Source organism: Shewanella sp. MEBiC00475, assembly GCF_005234075.1.
GTDB classification, from domain to species: domain Bacteria; phylum Pseudomonadota; class Gammaproteobacteria; order Enterobacterales; family Shewanellaceae; genus Shewanella; species Shewanella polaris.
Map to the genome: position 1 here is coordinate 3,020,757 of NZ_CP039928.1, position 18,018 is coordinate 3,038,774.

19 protein-coding genes are annotated in these 18,018 nt (G+C 38.4%); 13 read left to right on the forward strand and 6 right to left on the reverse strand.

Annotated features, from left to right (window positions below; all coding sequences use genetic code 11):
• The first annotated feature begins 189 nt into the window (after positions 1-189).
• Entirely contained in the window at positions 190-1,314 is a 1,125-nt protein-coding gene (locus tag FCN25_RS13505; RefSeq protein ID WP_254693643.1) for a lipopolysaccharide assembly protein LapB, read from the forward strand.
• On the opposite strand, the gene FCN25_RS13510 is transcribed toward FCN25_RS13505, so the two are convergent.
• Positions 1,311-2,156 carry an ABC transporter substrate-binding protein gene (locus FCN25_RS13510; protein WP_254693644.1) on the reverse strand — a complete coding sequence of 282 codons (846 nt, stop codon included), beginning with the start codon at positions 2,154-2,156 and terminating at the stop codon, positions 1,311-1,313. The two genes, FCN25_RS13505 and FCN25_RS13510, sit on opposite strands and share 4 nt — an antisense overlap.
• Before the next feature lie 413 nt (positions 2,157-2,569).
• On the opposite strand from FCN25_RS13510, the gene aroG reads away from it, so the two are divergent.
• A complete protein-coding gene (gene aroG / locus FCN25_RS13515) occupies positions 2,570-3,625 on the forward strand; it encodes a 3-deoxy-7-phosphoheptulonate synthase AroG (protein WP_137225625.1) in 1,056 nt (351 codons plus the stop codon).
• 43 nt (positions 3,626-3,668) lie between these two features.
• Here the strand turns inward: aroG and FCN25_RS13520 are convergent, their stop codons facing one another.
• The gene (locus FCN25_RS13520) at positions 3,669-3,845 is read right to left on the reverse strand and encodes a hypothetical protein (protein WP_137225627.1); all 177 of its coding nucleotides are present in this window, start codon (positions 3,843-3,845) and stop codon (positions 3,669-3,671) included.
• 347 nt (positions 3,846-4,192) lie between these two features.
• Between FCN25_RS13520 and FCN25_RS13525 the strand changes: the two genes are divergently transcribed.
• Both FCN25_RS13525 and FCN25_RS13530 read left to right on the forward strand, forming a co-directional pair.
• Positions 4,193-5,980: an ABC transporter ATP-binding protein/permease gene (locus FCN25_RS13525; RefSeq protein WP_137225629.1), complete on the forward strand. Its 1,788-nt coding sequence runs from the start codon at positions 4,193-4,195 to the stop codon at positions 5,978-5,980.
• A gap of 363 nt (positions 5,981-6,343) precedes the next feature.
• Positions 6,344-6,592 (forward strand): hypothetical protein, encoded by a 249-nt coding sequence (locus FCN25_RS13530; protein ID WP_175405873.1) that lies wholly within the window; start codon positions 6,344-6,346, stop codon positions 6,590-6,592.
• Between the two features lie 214 nt (positions 6,593-6,806).
• Here the strand turns inward: FCN25_RS13530 and FCN25_RS13535 are convergent, their stop codons facing one another.
• Both FCN25_RS13535 and FCN25_RS13540 read right to left on the reverse strand, forming a co-directional pair.
• Positions 6,807-6,992 carry a hypothetical protein gene (locus FCN25_RS13535; protein ID WP_240778510.1) on the reverse strand — a complete coding sequence of 62 codons (186 nt, stop codon included), beginning with the start codon at positions 6,990-6,992 and terminating at the stop codon, positions 6,807-6,809.
• Positions 6,993-7,143: 151 nt separating this feature from the next.
• Positions 7,144-8,631, reverse strand: a complete 1,488-nt coding sequence (locus tag FCN25_RS13540) for an FMN-binding glutamate synthase family protein (RefSeq protein WP_137225633.1) — start codon at positions 8,629-8,631, stop codon at positions 7,144-7,146.
• Between the two features lie 273 nt (positions 8,632-8,904).
• Between FCN25_RS13540 and FCN25_RS13545 the strand changes: the two genes are divergently transcribed.
• From FCN25_RS13545 to FCN25_RS13570, 6 genes are all read left to right on the forward strand, one after another.
• On the forward strand, positions 8,905-9,534 hold the full coding sequence (locus FCN25_RS13545; RefSeq protein WP_137225635.1) for a DUF5610 domain-containing protein: 630 nt from the start codon (positions 8,905-8,907) through the stop codon (positions 9,532-9,534).
• Between the two features lie 44 nt (positions 9,535-9,578).
• The gene (locus FCN25_RS13550; RefSeq protein WP_137225637.1) at positions 9,579-10,328 is read left to right on the forward strand and encodes a ferredoxin--NADP reductase; all 750 of its coding nucleotides are present in this window, start codon (positions 9,579-9,581) and stop codon (positions 10,326-10,328) included.
• A gap of 217 nt (positions 10,329-10,545) precedes the next feature.
• Positions 10,546-11,553, forward strand: coding sequence for an extracellular solute-binding protein (locus tag FCN25_RS13555; RefSeq protein ID WP_137225639.1), 1,008 nt, complete (start codon positions 10,546-10,548; stop codon positions 11,551-11,553).
• Between the two features lie 93 nt (positions 11,554-11,646).
• Complete coding sequence (locus tag FCN25_RS13560; protein WP_137225641.1) at positions 11,647-13,278, forward strand: iron ABC transporter permease; 1,632 nt, start codon at positions 11,647-11,649, stop codon at positions 13,276-13,278.
• Positions 13,279-13,280: 2 nt separating this feature from the next.
• The gene (locus tag FCN25_RS13565) at positions 13,281-14,312 is read left to right on the forward strand and encodes an ABC transporter ATP-binding protein (RefSeq protein WP_137225643.1); all 1,032 of its coding nucleotides are present in this window, start codon (positions 13,281-13,283) and stop codon (positions 14,310-14,312) included.
• 254 nt (positions 14,313-14,566) lie between these two features.
• Positions 14,567-15,505: a Dyp-type peroxidase gene (locus tag FCN25_RS13570; RefSeq protein ID WP_137225645.1), complete on the forward strand. Its 939-nt coding sequence runs from the start codon at positions 14,567-14,569 to the stop codon at positions 15,503-15,505.
• 62 nt (positions 15,506-15,567) lie between these two features.
• Here FCN25_RS13570 and argR read toward each other — a convergent pair whose 3' ends face one another.
• Together argR and FCN25_RS13580 are read right to left on the reverse strand one after the other, a co-directional pair.
• Positions 15,568-16,038, reverse strand: a complete 471-nt coding sequence (gene argR / locus FCN25_RS13575) for a transcriptional regulator ArgR (protein ID WP_101034246.1) — start codon at positions 16,036-16,038, stop codon at positions 15,568-15,570.
• A gap of 166 nt (positions 16,039-16,204) precedes the next feature.
• Complete coding sequence (locus tag FCN25_RS13580; protein WP_137225647.1) at positions 16,205-16,630, reverse strand: META domain-containing protein; 426 nt, start codon at positions 16,628-16,630, stop codon at positions 16,205-16,207.
• A gap of 122 nt (positions 16,631-16,752) precedes the next feature.
• Between FCN25_RS13580 and FCN25_RS13585 the strand changes: the two genes are divergently transcribed.
• The 3 genes from FCN25_RS13585 (at position 16,753) to FCN25_RS13595 (ending at position 17,944) form a co-directional block, all read left to right on the forward strand.
• Positions 16,753-16,971, forward strand: coding sequence for a hypothetical protein (locus tag FCN25_RS13585; RefSeq protein WP_137225649.1), 219 nt, complete (start codon positions 16,753-16,755; stop codon positions 16,969-16,971).
• Positions 16,972-16,974: 3 nt separating this feature from the next.
• Entirely contained in the window at positions 16,975-17,523 is a 549-nt protein-coding gene (locus FCN25_RS13590) for a GNAT family N-acetyltransferase (protein ID WP_137225651.1), read from the forward strand.
• Between the two features lie 61 nt (positions 17,524-17,584).
• Entirely contained in the window at positions 17,585-17,944 is a 360-nt protein-coding gene (locus tag FCN25_RS13595) for a hypothetical protein (protein WP_137225653.1), read from the forward strand.
• Positions 17,945-18,018 lie beyond the last annotated feature (74 nt).

Genomic DNA, 18,018 nt, shown 5'->3' on the forward strand with positions numbered 1-18,018 from the left:
TGAAAGCTTATTTTTTTATCTAAGTTTATTGGCTGAAAGATAGGCTATTGACTAAGCTTTTAGATAGCTTATTCCTCTGAGGGTTGAATTATGCTGCTTTGTCACCCATTAAAGCGCTCCTGTGAGACATTAAGTCTTAGCGATAATAGACATAAACCTAATGTTTGTTTCTTCATTCTATTGAGTTTAATGTGCTTCCTTTGCGCTTGCCAGTCAAGCCCATCTCAGTCCAAAAATGTTAACGTTAATTCACTTTTTTATGATGATTATTTTGTACCTGTATTAACGATTGATGTCGACGATATTTATCGTTTACCCGACTCCTTTGTAGCGAATTTTAAGCGTCAGTTTCAGTCTGATAATTCCATCCGCAGCAAAAATACCTTAGCTAATGAATGGTTAGCCCAATATGTTGGTGCCCAAGATGGTGGTTTTGAATATCGCGATCATTATACTCGTACAGCGAGTGAAACAGTGCTGGATCGTCAAGGAAATTGTATGTCTCTGGTGGTCTTATCGGCTTCATTAGCTGATGTGCTAAATGTACCTGTTGAATTGTATGATATTGATGTTGAACCTTTTTGGGATCGCCGCGGTGGTTTTTATTTAGTTAACGGACACGTTAATTTAAGCTTATTGCCGCCAGAAGATTCTCATACTGTATTGTTCAGGGGAACGGAGGTTTTAATTGACTTTTTGCCCGAACGTTCAGTACGGGCCTACCGAAAAAAACGAGTTAATAAGCGCCAATTAAGTGCCATGTATTACAACAACGTTGCAGCAGAAGCCTTAGTCCGAGCCGATTATGACACCGCATATGCGTTGGTAAAAAAGTCCATAATCTTAGATCCGCAGCTTGTTGCTGCCATCAATACCCTCGCGGTGATCTATCGTCATAAAGGCTTTGATGATGAAGCCGAACAAGTTTATCGAGCAGCCTTACAAGTTAATTCGCAAGACCTATCAACGTTATATAATTTAGCTCTCATTTTAGGCGAGCAAGATCGTTTAGTTGAGTGGGCCGAGATTCATAAAGTACTTGAACTTGCTCGAATTAATAATCCTTTTTATTATTTTGATATGGCGCAACAAGCCTATTTTGATAGCCAATATCAAAATGCACTTATATGGTATAAACGAGCTGTTGCGAAAGCCGATTATCGCCATGAATTCTATTTTGGCTTGTCGAGAGCTTATTGGGCAACGGGTGATGAACGACTTGCAGAGAAAAGCCTTAAACGCGCATTGGCATTAAGTGATACTAGCAACAAACAACGCTATCAAAGTAAATTACAAGCAATGAGACGGAATTAATCCATCTGAGGTTGATAATTATTTTGTTTAGCTAGATCAAGTATTTCTTGATAGCGATATGATTGTTTAAGTGCCGTAATGGCACTATTAACTTGATTAGCTATTATTTGATCATGACAGGCAATTTTTCGCTCTGCGGGGTCAAAAAGTGCGGCTTCGGTTACGCGGATACTGGTGTCTAATTTTTGTCTGAGCAAATGGCGATAATATTCAAATATTCGTCTTTCTAAAACGATTACTTGTACATAACCATTAAATAACATCACTACTTGGCTTTTCTGATTTGATATTTCACTATAAAGCGGATTAGCATCTTCTAAGATTTTAAACTCATCGCCTAAGTATTGTTTTGAGTTCTGAAACCCTAAAATAGACAAACCATTAAGATCATCAATTTGTTCTATCTCGAGGTTATTTCTTGATAAATAGAACAAACTATTTTGATATTCAATCAAGCTTTGTGTATAAAATAATCCTTCAACATTATCAGGAGTATTGATCATACAATCTATTTTTTTTGTTTTTACTAGACGTTGAGAACGTAAATTGGGCGCATGTATAATTTCTTTTATTTCAATATTTTGAGTGTTAAGCGCAGCTTTCAATAGGTCGTATTGTACACCAGTGTTTGTATCGGAAAAGAAATAAGGTGCAATGCTATTACTGGTTGAAAAGCTAATGCTATTAATGGTCGATACTAATGTTTTATTGTCATTCTGCGCGTGTAAATCGATTAATTCGTGTGTATCTTTGATGGGAATAATGGGATTAGCTAACGCAGATGGACAAACACCAATTAAAGAGCTGAATGCAATGAGTAAACTTTTGATGCTGTTTTTCAATGGTTTCCTCCTCTGAATTATCTGCTACATATAAAGTGGAACATCGTCCTTGTATTGCGTTTTAATCATTTTTGTTGTTTTAAGCAAAGCACATTACTTTCCTAATTATGTTTTACTTGTACAATCAATCTCCTGCTAATAACTAGATTCATGTAAGAATCATTTTGCATTGAAGGCCTATAGTTTCGTCCTCAATTGCTTGCTATTAACCACTTTGAACTAATATCTCTATAGTCTTTGTTATCGGCACAGATGAATAATTCTTGATTGATTTGTAGGTAAATACTGGTTAAATTGATAGTTGATGTTCATTTTCTCGATGTTTTTAATCATTTTTTTAATGAATTGTATTATCTGAATTTATCTTTTCTGAATAAGGTAAATAAAACGTTTTGGCTGGAGTTACAACTACTATGCATTACCAAAATGACGATATTCGTATCGATGAAATAAAACAATTACTTCCACCGATTGCGATTCTAGAACGATTTCCGGCAACCGAGAGTGCATCTACAACAGTTTTCAATGCACGTAATAGTATTCATAATATATTAGCACGCGAAGATGATCGTTTATTGGTGGTAATTGGTCCTTGTTCTATCCACGATCCTGTAGCAGCCTTAGAATATGGTCAACGCTTGGTTAAGCTGCGTGAGCAGTATAAAGACCAGCTTGAAATTGTGATGCGGGTGTATTTTGAGAAGCCAAGAACAACTGTGGGCTGGAAAGGTCTAATTAATGACCCATATATGGACAATAGTTATCAACTCAATGACGGTTTGCGTACTGCTCGAAAATTGTTAGTCGATTTGAATGATTCTGGAATACCCACTGCTGGTGAATTTTTAGATATGATCACACCTCAATATGTCGCCGATATGATGTGTTGGGGAGCTATTGGCGCTCGTACCACCGAGTCGCAAGTGCATAGAGAGTTATCATCAGGACTTTCATGTCCGGTAGGCTTTAAAAATGGTACCGACGGCACGATTAAAGTAGCCATTGATGCTATCGGCGCTGCTAATGCGCCACATCACTTTTTATCGGTGACTAAGTTTGGTCATTCGGCAATTGTATCGACTAAAGGGAATCCTGATTGCCATATTATTTTGCGTGGCGGACGGGCACCCAATTATAGTGCTGAACATGTAGCTGATATCACTAAGCAGCTTACTGAATCGGGCTTGACTGATAATATTATGATTGATTTTAGTCATGCTAATAGCAGTAAAGATTATAAAAAGCAGATGATGGTTGCAGATGATGTTGCAGGTCAAATAGCTCAAGGTAATCAGGCTATATTTGGCGTCATGGTAGAAAGTCATTTAGTCGAAGGACGCCAAGATTTAATTGAAAATAGTGCGTTGTGTTATGGACAGAGTGTCACCGATGCTTGTATAGGCTGGGATGACACAGAGTCTCTTTTAGCAACACTAAATCAAAGTGTAGTCGACCGTCGTAAAGTATAGTACTTGCTTGGTAATATTTAAAAAATAAGGCGCAATTTGCGCCTTATTTTTTTGCATATTCAAATAGGTATTCATTGGCTTTGGCTAAACTGCCAAAGGCCGATATCAGGTTATCTCGACCTTTATCTTGCAGTTCAGGATTATTTGATTCAATCATCATCCATACCCATGTTTGTATTAATTGTAATGGTGGGTATTGAGCTTTCGAGCTATCTAACATAAAACATCCTTCAAACTAGTAAATCGTTGTTTGTTTCTCATCAAGCGGCGATTCTCTGCATTCAAAGAATATCAAATTATGCTTATAGAAATAACTCTATTTAGATTAATAAAGTAAAAATAACAAAAAAAAATCTAACAGTAGTATTTTAGTTTACTACACTTTCGTAAATTGTAAGTCTAAAGTGCTGTTTTCTGGCGTCTACCCCATACACTATGATTAAAATCAGTTTGTATTTATTCAATAGTAATGTGACATAAGTCTGATAAGGAAATGGCGTATAATAAGACAATTAAAGTTAGAGCGTCATAGACTGCCTATAACGGCGGTAATTAATTGGAGTATAGATGAGACCTTCTGCGTATTTTGAAGGCCCGGTAGGGAAACTAAATTGGCATGTATTGCGATTACTATGGCCATATTTATTAGAGTTTAAAGGACGTGTGTTTTTGGCAATGGTTTGTTTGATTATTGCTAAAATTGCCAGTGTAGGACTTCCATTTATCTTAAAAGATTTGGTTGATTCTCTTGATAAACAATCTGCTACACAGCTTGTTGCTGTCCCCATAGGATTAGTATTGGCCTATGGGGCGGTGCGTTTGTTGAATGTCATTATTGGTGAAGTACGTGATACCTTATTTGGTAGGGTTACTGAGCGTGCTATTCGTCGCCTTGGGCGGGCTGTTTTTGAACATTTACATCGACTCGATCTTGATTTTCATTTAGATCGCCGTACTGGCGGTTTATCTAGAGATATTGAACGAGGTACTAGTGGCGTGAGTTTTTTAATGCGCTTCATGGTGTTTAATATAGTGCCGACATTACTGGAAATCGCTTTAGTTATTGGTATTTTCTTTTATAACTATGGGGTGATTTTTGCGTTAATTACGTTATTTTCTGTTATAGCATATATTGGTTATTCTATTATCGCGACGGAGTGGCGTACGGGTTATGTACGTGATGCAGCCAGAGCGGATTCGCTGGCGAATACGCGATCCGTTGATAGTCTATTAAATTATGAAACTGTAAAGTATTTTAATAATGAACAATTTGAATCACAACGATATGACGAAGCTTTAGAACAATGGGAAGTTGCGAAACGAAAAAATCGCTTATCATTATTTGCGCTAAATGGTGGCCAAGCAGTCATTATTGCTGTGGCTATGACCGCGATGATGGCTCTTGCAGCATATGAAGTGAGTCAAGGTTCAATGACGATTGGTGACTTCGTATTAATTAATGCATTTATGATGCAGTTGTTTATGCCACTTAATTTTTTAGGTTTTGTGTATCGAGAGATCCGTGGTGCATTAGCCAATATTGAGCGTATGTTTGATATTTTAGGCAAACAACCTCAAGTGTTAGACCAAGTTGGTGCAATTGAGAAAAGCCCAACTATTGGAGCGATAAAATTCACAGATGTAAGCTTTCAATATGATCAACGAATTATTCTAAATAGTGTTAATTTTGAAGTGCCAGCAGGGAAAAAAATTGCTGTTGTAGGTGACAGTGGTGCAGGTAAATCAACTATTATTAAGTTGCTATTTCGCTTTTATGATGTTGACCATGGAGCTATCACTATTGATGGTATTGATGTTCGTGACTTTAGTCAGCAGGCCTTGCGAAGAGCTATCGCTATCGTGCCACAAGATACCGTGTTATTTAACAATTCCATTTATGAAAATATTCGATATGGTCGTCCAGAAGCCACTGAAGAAGAGGTTTTTGCTGCAGCTAAATTAGCGCATTTGAGTGATTTTATTGAGTCTTTACCTGATAAAGGTAATACCAAAGTGGGTGAGCGGGGATTAAAACTTTCTGGTGGTGAAAAACAACGTGTTGCTATCGCTCGAGCGGTATTAAAAGGGGCACCTATTTTAGTATTTGATGAAGCAACATCGTCGTTAGACTCACGTTCTGAGCAAGCGATTTTAAACGCATTACGGGATGCAGCTAAAGGGCTTACAAGCTTAGTTGTTGCTCATCGTTTATCGACCATTATTGATGCTGACCAAATAGTAGTATTGAGTAAAGGTAAGATTGTCGAGCATGGTACACATAGTAGTTTGTTAGCTCAACAAGGTCTTTATGCCCGGCTTTGGCATATTCAAAATGAAAAAAGGCTTAGTGAGTAACTATAATTTATAATTCGACAAGTGAATCTTGGGATGCTGTTGCGTACCATACGGTTGTTGGTATTTATCATTAGCTATCACTTGACCATAAGGTTGCGTAGTTATAATACAGGCTGTTAACACCAACATGTTAAGTAGGAATAGTCTATCTCGATTATAGTAAAAGAGCTTGTTAATTGAACTGCTTATACTGCTAAATTGTATAGAAACTGTCTTGTTACATTTATTACGAACAAATTTTTTGACGATGATGATCAACGCAGTTAATCTATAGTTGTGCTTGCGGGTTATTTTTATGAGATAGCTCTATTTATCAACCAATTGGATCTTATGAAGGGACTAAATCGTGTCAGGAGGTAACTTGTGCATAATATTTCGTTAATTGCGGCGCTAGAAGGCACCCGACATCAAGTGACTACTGATTGGCATGCTATTATGGCCATGCTAAAAACACGTAATATGTCTGATGATGCAATTAAAATCGTATATAACGATTTGTGTGCAGGTTTAAGAGTAACAACTCGAGGTGTTACTTTAGCTAAGGCAATCAGCAGCGAGCTTGATAAGAGCATTATTAAACGAAATGATGACGCGCAAGACACACTTTTCTAGTCCAACTCTGTCTATCCAATCAATTTATGCAGGTATGCCGATTTATACTCATAAAGATGCAGATGAATTGATGTCATCAAACCCTTATTAATTCATGATAATAAGTTATTCATCGCTGATATTAGGTTTATTTACCATTTCAAAAATGAGGGAGTTGATTGGGATATAATGAGTGGATACTTAAATGATGGATACTATTGCTAGTTAAGATAGATTATTTTTTCTGCCAAGCAATACACACCATTTTGATCAGTGCAGCTGGAGAAGGATCCAGTGTTAAACGCTTAATTTTGCCTTGTTCAAAACACACTAATTCGCCTTCGATTTCTGTCATTCGATTACAGTTTTTGCAACTTAAACTTAAGCTTTGCGTATTTATGTTTACGGCAGCGGTTTTTATATTCAACACGAAATCCTCTGGATTGGCGCCTATTCAAAATCACACTAAGGCCTTTTAATGTGATCCATATCAACTATATTCTACACCTTATATTAATTTTCGGCAATCTAATGACCCGCTCTAATTTTTTATTGAACGTTCGTCCGTTTTTTTATTGCATGTGGCGATAATGCTTATCTAAGGTTACTGCTACACCAGATGATTCGACTATACGAGCATGGTGGCGAGTTAAATATCTTGGATCTGTAACGCCGCATGAATGTGCGATCATGTTTAAATCGTAATGCAAAAAGTGATTGTAGTTTGCGACTCGTGCTGATTTATCTTTAGGATCTAAACCGTATTGTAGCCGTGTATTGTGAGTTGTAATTCCCGTTGGGCAAGTATCTTTATTGCATTGCAAAGATTGAATACAGCCTAAAGCAAACATATTTCCACGAGCTGAAGCGATAAAGTCAGCACCAGTGGCCAAAGCCCATGCGACATATGATGGCATGATCATTTTACCTGTGGCGATAATTTTAATGCGTTGCTTAAAGCCGCGTTCATTCAATAAGTCAACCAGTAGCGGTAAGCTTTGTCTTAATGGTAAGCCTACATTGTCCATTAGGGCTTGTGGTGCTGCGCCGGTACCACCATCTGAACTGTCTAGTGTAAAAAAGTCCGGTGCATGCTCAATGCCGCGACGTTCAATTTCTTCCAGGAAATCAGTTACCCAAGACATATCACCCAATACAGCCTTAATGCCTGTTGGTTTTCCGGTGATATCTCTTACTTGATTTATCATATCGACGATGTCAGCAACATTGTGTAGTTCAATATGGCCATTAGGACTAATTGAGTCTTGTCCGACAGGGATCCCGCGAATGGCTGCAATTTCTTCGGTGACTTTGATGGCGGGTAAAATACCGCCTTTACCGGGTTTCGCACCTTGGCTTAACTTAATTTCAAACATTTTGACTTCTTGATGCGCCGCCATGTCGCTGAGCTTTTGCGGATCTAAATGGCCTTGCTCGTTACGGACACCGTATTTAGCAGTACCTATCTGAAAGACTAAATCACAATGACCTTTAAGGTGATAAGGACTTAATCCACCTTCGCCAGTATTGAGCCAACAACCTGCTTTTGCGGCGCCATGAGATAATGCTGTCACCGCTGGACGAGACAAAGCCCCAAAACTCATTGCTGAAATGTGGCAAATTTTATCGGTAGTGTATGGCTGTTGGCAGTTTGGTCCAATGGTTACCGCTGTGGTGTTATGTTTTTCATGGTCGCTGACAGGAAATGCTGAGTTCATGAACATTACAGCGCCCGGTTTATCCAATACTTGAGTTGAACCAAACGCGATAGTACGGTCAACATTTTTAGCCGCACGATAAACCCAACTACGTTCAGCGCGATTGAAAGGTAGCTCTTCCCTGTCTTGAGCAAAAAAGTATTGTCTAAAAAATTCACCTTGTTTTTCGAATAGATATCTAAAACGACCGATAACAGGGTAGTTGTGGCGAATGGCTTGTTTGGTTTGTAGTTTATCAGCAATAAACATGTAAATTACCGCGATGAGTAATAACCAAAATAACACTAAAAAAAGACCGGAAAAAATATCCATTCCCCACATAAACCAATGTTGTTGCGGCATAATATTGTCCTTAAATAGAATTCGATATTAATGATTTAGTACTAATGATAATGACTGATCAATCCTATTTGCTAGTAATGTTCTCTATATCAAATAGACAATTACTATATCGTTAAAATTTTGGCCTTGCTATCAAACGATTGTCATACACTTAAGTAAAGCTGTAATTTCTTAGTTGTGATCATTTAAATTGTTTATTTGTCATTTGTGACTACAGATATTCATTTGTTGGTCGATAATTAAGCTATCGGTCATTCCAAATGAGATATTATTATGGACATTAAAAATACCACTTCAATAACGACGAGCAATACAAGGGACAGTAAAGATGTTTCAGTCGGCATTTCGACGTCGTCAAATCAAGCGGCTGAAAATAACAACTCAGCGGTAAATTCATCAACCAAGGTTTCTGCCAATCAACTCAGTCGTCAAATGATGAACAACACGATTCTTGCTGCTCAAGAAGAAGTGAGTATTGCCGCAGGTAACAAATCTATGGCATTACTTTATCGCGCCGCTATTGAAGCCATTAATGAAGAACTTGCACCAACGTTGGGGGAAGACTCAGTCCAAAAAAGCATTGATAGCGGTGTAGATTATTCGCCAGAGGCAACTGCGGATCGTATTTTGAGCTTTGCAACAAAGTTTTTCTCAATGCATCAGCAACAAAATCAATCTATGGGGCTCGATGAGCAAGTAGACAGTTTTGTGGTAAAAATTGGCGACGCTATTGGTCAAGGCTTTAAAGAAGCCAGTGACATATTGTCTGGTTTAAAAGTATTAGAGGGTGATATAGCCGCAAATGTAGATAAAACGTATGAGCTAATACAGGACGGATTAGCACAATTCAAGCAAGACCATTCAACTAAAGATGAATCACAAAGCGTGACTCAAGCCACTTAGTCTCTTATGATGAAGATTGGCTTTCATTGATAAGGACTGTGATTATGTGGACAACGGGAAAGGTGATTGAACGTATTGATTGGAATGATAAATTATTCTCGTTGCGCATCAAAGCCGATATCGAACCTTTTATCGCTGGTCAGTTTATTAAACTCAGTCAAATGCGTGATGATAAACGTGTTGCCCGCGCCTATTCGCTTGTTAATCCACCCAGTACGGATTATGTAGAAGTACTTGCTGTGGCAGTAGAAGATGGACAGTTATCACCAGATCTCAAAGCATTAAAGCCTGGCGACAATATCGAAGTGTCATCGAAAGCGGCTGGTTTTATGACCTTAGAGGAAGTGCCTCACGGTGCATTACAAGGTAAGCACTTATGGTTTTTGGCGACGGGTACCGCTGTTGGTCCTTTTATCTCAATGTTAGCGACAGATGTACCTTGGCAGCGCTTTGAAAAAGTCGTACTTGTTTATGGTGTAAGGCTAGCAGAAGATTTAGCCTATTTAGAGACAATAAAGCAATTTGTTAAGAAATATCCTCAACAGTTCGTGTTTATTCCGATTGTCACCCGAGAAGATTATCCCGATGGTTTATCGTGTCGTATTCCTGATGGCATTAGCAGTGGGCTTATTGAGCAAAAAGCCGGGTTAGAAATTAATGCTGAGCACTCTCAGATGATGATTTGTGGTAATCCAGGAATGATCACAGATGCTCAAACGGCCTTGATTGATAAAGGATTGGCTAAAAACCTTCGACGGGCTCCAGGGCAAATTACAGTAGAAAAATACTGGTAACATATTAATTAATATTAATTTAATCGCTATTCTTCTCATCTGTCACTATGACGGATAATATATTTGTGTCATTTTTAACCTAGCTGATATCCAGCGTGATATAGAAACAACACTTGCTCCTTTTGATTTGATCACTTATCCTGTTGCAATTGATAACCATTATCAATATCAATTGGGTTTTGTTGACTAAATTGTTTTAATTAGGGAGCGTTAATTAATGAAATTGTTAAAAAGTGTCGCATTTTTAGGTTTAGCGAGTGTGACTTCTTCAGTCTATGCTGCTGATGCATTAACGGTTTATTCTTATCGTCAGGCTTTTCTTATTGAGCCAATTTTAGAGAAGTTTACTGCACAGAGTGGTGTCGACGTTAATGTGGTATTTGCTAAAGACGGTATCGCAGAACGTATGGTGCGTGAAGGTCGCTTATCTCCTGCTGATGTAGTACTGACATCTGACTTCTCCCGTTTAATGGAGTTGGTTGATAAAGATCTTGTATCTCCAGTTGAAAGTAGCGTCATCGACGACAATATTCCAGCCCAATATCGTTCACAACACGATGATTGGTATGCGCTGACAATGCGGGTACGTAATGTGTATTCTTCTAAAGAACGCAGCGGTAAAATTGATATTGATTATGAAGATTTAGCCTCACCAGAATACAAAGGCAAGATTTGTACTCGCAGCGGTAAACACCCTTACAATATCGCATTAGTGGCGTCGATGATTGCCCATGATGGTGAAGCGAAAACCAAAGCATGGTTAGAAGGCGTTAAAGCCAATCTAGCGCGTAAGCCACAAGGTAACGATCGTGATCAAGTGTTAGCTGTTAAAGAAGGTATGTGTGATGTTGCCATTGGTAATAGCTACTACTTTGGCAAAATGCTGATGGATAAAAACCAAAAAAGTTGGGCAGAAGCTGTTGAAATTAATTTCCCAAATCAGCAAAATCGTGGTGCTCATGTTAATGTTTCAGGTATGGCATTAGCAAAATATGCACCGCATAAAGGCAATGCGATTAAGTTAATGGAGTTTCTCACTTCGGATTTGGCGCAAAAAATGTACGCTGAAGTCAATATGGAATATCCGATTAAAGCTGATGTTGCACCGTCTGAATTAGTTGCTTCATGGGGCGAATTTAAAGCAGACAGTTTACCTATTTATAAGTTGGCTGAATATCATCAAGCCGCTGTTAAGTTGCTTGATGAAACGAAGTTCGACCTTTAACTAAACCTCGAACGCTCACTCAAGTTGGTTTAAATATTACTAGCGCACTATTATATTATTCATTTAGTGCGCTGAATTAACCCGGTATTTTTTATGATTTTAGGCTTAACCAGAAGCTGGTCGCTTGCTGGTTATTTTATTGCGGCGATTTTAACATTGCCACTGGTTGCCTTAATTGTGCAAGCCACTCTTCCTGATCAAGCTGTATTTAACCATTTGTTTAATACAGTACTGCCGACATACATCGCTAATAGTTTATTACTGATGTTACTGGTAGGACTGGGAACTTTAGTGATAGCGACGCCAGCGGCTTGGTTGGTTGCTCGCTGTGATTTTCCATTTCGTCGTTATTTTCAATGGTTATTACTTCTCCCATTAGCTATGCCAGCCTATATTGTTGCCTATGTTTATACCGATATGTTGGATTATGCAGGACCGGTGCAACGTACATTAAGAGCTTGGTTTGAATGGCAATCTCCTCATGATTATTATTTCCCTTCGATACGGAGTCTTGGTGGTGCAGCGATAATATTGTCGTTAGTGTTATTTCCTTATATCTATTTATTAGCTAGAACCGCTTTTATGGAGCAGTCTTCCAGTTTGTTATATGCATCTCGTGTTATGGGGTGTAGCCCGTGGCGAAGTTTTTGGCGCCTAGCATTACCAATGGCCAGACCCGCGTTAGCTGTCGGTGTTGCACTCGTGGCAATGGAAACCGCAGCAGACTTTGCCACTGTAAGCTATTTCGCTGTACCGACATTAACTACTGCTGTGTATGATACTTGGCTCGGGTATGGCAGTTTAACTGCGGCAGCAAAGCTTTCGGCAATTATGCTGCTAGTGGTCTTTTCTATGATTGGGGTTGAACGTTTTGCCCGTCGTAAACAACAATTATTTCAAAAACAATCTTCTCTTAATGAAGCCGATAGATATGTGTTATCACCAAAAACGGCTTGGGTCGCATTAGGCTATTGTGCTGTGTTGTTGTTTACAGCCTTTTTATTACCTTTCATTGTGTTGTGTGGATATGCTATCGATTATTTCAATGAAAGTTGGGATGTACGATTTTGGCAATATAGCCTAAATAGTTTATACATTGCCGCAATTGTCAGTGCTGTGTGCGTGGTTCTCTCTCTGATATTGATGTTTGTTCGCCGGGTTAGTCCACGTAAAAGTGACCATCTTCCGTCTAGATTAAGTTGTACAGGTTACGCTTTACCGGGCACTGTTTTAGCTATCGGCATTTTGGTGCCACTGACCTTTATCGATTTTGCGATTAACGATGTTTACGACTGGTTTGGCGTTCGAGGGCCTGGTTTATTATTAACAGGAAGCGTGTTTGCGCTGATTTTTGCTTTTTGTGTCCGATTTATTGCCATATCCATTGGCAGTTTAGAAAACAGTTATAAACGTATTTCGCCTTCTTTAGACATGGCTTGTATTACGCTAGGGCGAACACCTAATCAACTCTTATGGCGAGTGCATTTACCTTTATTGCGTAAGGGGATTTTTGCTGGCGCATTGTTGGTATTTATCGAAAGTATGAAAGAATTACCCGCTGCATTATTATTGCGTCCCATAGGATTTGAAAACTTAGCTACTTATGTTTTTCAGTTTGTATCAGATGAAAGGCTTGAACATGGAGCATTGGCCGCTATTGTGATTGTGTTGGTTGGGCTTGTTCCCCTGATTTATCTAAATCGCTCATTAGAGCAACAAGGCTAATTATGTCAACGTTAACTATTGAAAATGTCTGCAGTGATTATCAAGGCCAAGTTGTATTGCGCCATTTAAATCTTATATTAGAACAGGGTGAAATAGTTGCACTATTGGGTCCTAGTGGTTGTGGTAAAACAACACTATTGCGTGCGATAGCAGGCTTACAAGCCATTAGTGAAGGTTGTATTAGGATCAATGGTCAAGTTTTGAGTGGTGATGGTGTGTTCGTTGCGAGTGAGCAGCGTGGTATAGGCATGATTTTTCAAGACTATGCTCTATTTCCCCATTTAACTGTGGCTGAAAATATATTATTTGGCGTTAACGAACTCAATCGTGCGGAGCGGTTAACTCGGTTAGAAGAAATGCTTGAGCTGGTTAAATTAACGGGATTGTCATCTCGTTATCCTCATGAATTATCTGGCGGGCAACAACAGCGAGTATCGATTGCGCGTGCATTAGCTTATCAACCGAAATTATTATTACTCGACGAGCCTTTTTCTAATATTGATGCACAAGTTCGTAACGATATGATGTTGGAAATTCGTGCCATATTGAAGCAACGTAATGTGAGTGCGGTGTTTGTTACCCACAGTAAAGACGAAGCATTTGTGTTTGCCGATAAACTGGCTTTGTTTAAAAATGGCGCCATTATACAGCATGGTAAAGCCGAAACCCTTTACTCTGCGCCGACAGATCGCTATGTAGCCGACTTTTTAGGTTCGGGAAATTATTTACCGATTACGGTCACTTCCAATTATCAAGTACAGTATTCTTTAGGATACCTAAACAGTACAGAAGTGTTGTCTCTGCCTATTGGTAGCCAAGGACATTTATTACTGCGACCACAGCAAATTGAATTACATTCCAATATCGAAGGTAATGGTTGTATTGTCCAAAGGCATTTTCTTGGCACTGTATGTCATTATCAAGTTCAAATTGGCGATAATGTTTTGGATATAAACAGTCAATCAACAATATTAATGCCTGGTCAACGGGTGAATGTTGTTATTGCCGCGCATCCTCTGGTGATTTTTAATTAACGCTCAACAGTCTGTATCATTTGATCTCCATTTGATGAATGTGACTGATGATCAATCTCTTATCTAAACTTATTTAAGTAAAATGTGACTTACAAATAAGCTAAATGTGAATACACTTAAAGAAATTTACATTTGATTAAGATAAGCTACTGATTAATGAAATTGATCAGAGGTGCTATTCGTTTTTTAATAGCATCCAGTATTAAGTTATCACCATTTAGGCCGACAGAAAGTATTAAGGTGGATAAGTAAATATGGGTAACCAAGTTATGCCTCGTGAACAGTTAGGGATTTGCGCAGAAGGGAATTTACACAGTGTGTATTTGATGTTTAATGCCAACGATGGTGTTGAAGAGCAATTACGTCCATCTATTGCTAATGTGGCACAATACATTTACGAACTCACAGATCAATATACCGACAGTGCATTTAATGGCTTTGTGGGTATTGGGGCTAATTTTTGGGATACCTTTTATCCAGACGCTCGTCCTGCATTATTAAAACCTTTTCCTGCTATGAATGAAGGTAATCGTGATGCACCTGCAATGGAATATGATTTGTTTGTTCATATCCGTTGTGATCGTTATGATATTTTGCATCTTGTTGCCAATGAAATTAACCAGATGTTTGAAGATTTGGTTGAATTAGTAGATGAAGAGCGCGGTTTTCGATTTATGGACAGCCGTGATTTAATGGGTTTTGTTGATGGTACAGAAAACCCTAAAGGACGCCATCGTCAACAGGTTGCACTTGTCGGTGATGAAGACGAAAAGTTTGTTTCAGGTAGTTATGTTCATGTACAAAAATATCTGCATAACTTAAGTAAATGGCATCGTTTACCTGTAAAAAAACAAGAAGATATATATGGCCGTACCAAAGCTGATGATATTGAGTACGAATCAGAAGATAAGCCGTTAACCAGTCATACTAAACGAGTCAATTTAAAGGATCCGCAAGGAAACTCATTAGAGATTTTACGTCAAAGTATGCCTTATGGTTCAACGAGAGAACAAGGGTTGGTATTTATTTCTGTCTGCCGCACCCCTGAACATTTTGAAAAAATGCTTCGGAGTATGGTACATGGCGATAGCGATGGAAATCATGACCATTTAATGTTGTTTACTAAAGCATTGACTGGGTCATCATTCTTTGTGCCATCGCTGGATTTTTTAATTCAATTCGATGATGCCTAAACGCTAATTTTAGATAATAAAAAAGCAATGCCATGGCATTGCTTTTTTATTGGAATGGTTTTTTATTCACTATAATTGAATAAAGATCTAACTGTTTCTAATGTATCATCGATAGTTTTTATACTTGCAGGGCAAATGAAAATAGTATCATCGCCTGCAATAGTACCTAATATCCCTTCAGGCTTGCCTATTGAATCAAGCAAACGTGCAATTAACTGCGCTGCACCAGGGCTGGTTCTGACCACTATCATGGCTTGATTATGATCAACATCCAGTACTAAGTTTTTAACGGGGCTACCTGCAGTAGGGACTCCTAGCTCGGCAGGAAGACAATACACCATTTCTTGCTTAGCATTTCGAGTTCGCACAGCACCAAACTTGCTGAGCATGCGAGATACTTTAGATTGATTAATATTACCGAATCCTTCGGCTTGAAGCGCAATAACAATCTCGCTTTGGCTTCCAAAACGTTCCTCTTTGAGAATCGCTTTAAAAGTTCGCACGAGCTCATCCTGATTTCTTGTCGCTGGCATAGTGATAATTCAACTTATAGTTATTATTCAAAAAACTAGCACATTTTGAATAGATTGACTTATTAAGTCAAGAAAGAATCAAAATAGTTGAATAAAAATTCATTTTTATAGTGGAAATTTAAGCTGACACTTATAGCCAATCCGATGATTTATTTAAACGATGGATTTAAGATAAGGGTAACGATTGCTTTGTTAGTACCAATAACGTATCACCCTTTTTTGATAATAAATTGAGTTTTCCTTTTGAAAAATCAATTTGCTGCACTAATGATATCGCCTTCATCAGATCAGCTTCTTGAGTCATTAAGCTATCGACACAAGCTTTCATGGTTGAATCTGACGGAGCCAGTTGCAGTAAGTTACCTTGCTGAGCGTAATGACCAGAAAATTGATTACAACTATTATTACCTGTTAGCTGACCATTTGGGGCAAACACTAAATTTGCTGGGCTATTATTAATGGTTGGAGTATCGAGGACAACGTCTACATGCCAACGACCCATTAATTGTTCATTAGAGACAACTTGTGGTTGGCTTTGGCAAGCACTAAGGCCTAAAAATATTACAGTGGCGCCGAGAATATGCTTTATCATGCTGAGATGGGTCCAAAAACGAAAACATTGCGGTTATTCTACTACTTGAACAGTAATAAAAGAGTAAATAAATGTAATGTTTTGGATGAATTAACATTATTTAACCTATTAAAGAGTCTCAAATGATCAAAATAGTCAAAGTATTGCATTTTGTTGGGGTAATCATGTTGTTGCTGGGCGTAGGACTATACTGGCAAAGTGATCTTGCTCAACAAGTCAGCGGCATGTTGGTTATCGCTTTACTTATTGGTGTGGGCACATTAATTATGTCTCCGTTACCTGTTGCGCTAGTGATAGAATGGGCTAAGAATCAATCTCCCAATTCAGAGTCAAAGGAATAATCATTGTCATTTATTATCCGTAAGGCGTTATTAACCGATGTTGCTGCCATAGTGCAGTTAGAGCGTGCTCATGTTGATGATGAGTTGTTAGACTCTAATAGCCAACTACATGCTCATTCGCTGAGAAAAGGTGAGGTTATTCAGTTAATTAATCAACATTGGTTTCTTGTCGCAGAAGAACAAGGGCATATTGTTGGTTATGTAATGGCTGCAAAATGGTCATTTTTTTCCGCACAACCTTTATACCGCCATATTATTCAAAAAATTAAGTTTGCCGATTTAAATGGTCAAGCAATATCAACAACTAACTCTTGTCAATATGGCCCCGTTTGGATTCAAGAGTCGAAGCGTGGTCAAGGTATTTTCGCGGCGTTAGTGAGTGAATTAAAACGGCAAGTACGTGATACTTTTCCATTTATGGTGACCTATGTCGCCGCCGACAACGCTCGTTCATTGGCTGCGCATAAACAAAAAGCGGCAATGACAGAGATTGATCAATTTAGCTTTGAGCAACGTGATTATTACTTACTTGCGACGAGTAATATTGCTTGATTAGCAACATAGGCTAAGCAGTTAAAATGAGTTTACATCAACATGGTTACTTATTAATAATATGACGAACATTGATTTTGAAACACTTTTTGCACCATACCTAAGCTTAAGGCTTTCGGCGTTTGACAACGTGAAGTTAATTGCTGCAGTACTGTCTGATGCTGGGGAACCGTATCAATGTATTGAAGCGCACTTTCAAGATGCGGTTAATTCTCAAGTGCAACATTCTGGGTATTTTGTTCGTTGGAAAGAGATGTGGATATTTTGTGGCATAACCAATGATTATAATGCTGCAATAACATTGGTTTCCCAAATAGAGCTGATTAACACGGCCTCAATCATTGTTAAAGATGTGCCGATTATGACCATGCAGCAAGTGTCGTTTATGTGTATTGAAACGGCCCATTTCGATCACTGCTAATTGACTTACAAGTGCTGTCTTGATGTAAGTTTAAGTTGATTTAAGATTAGACTGAATTAGGTTTATTTGAATTG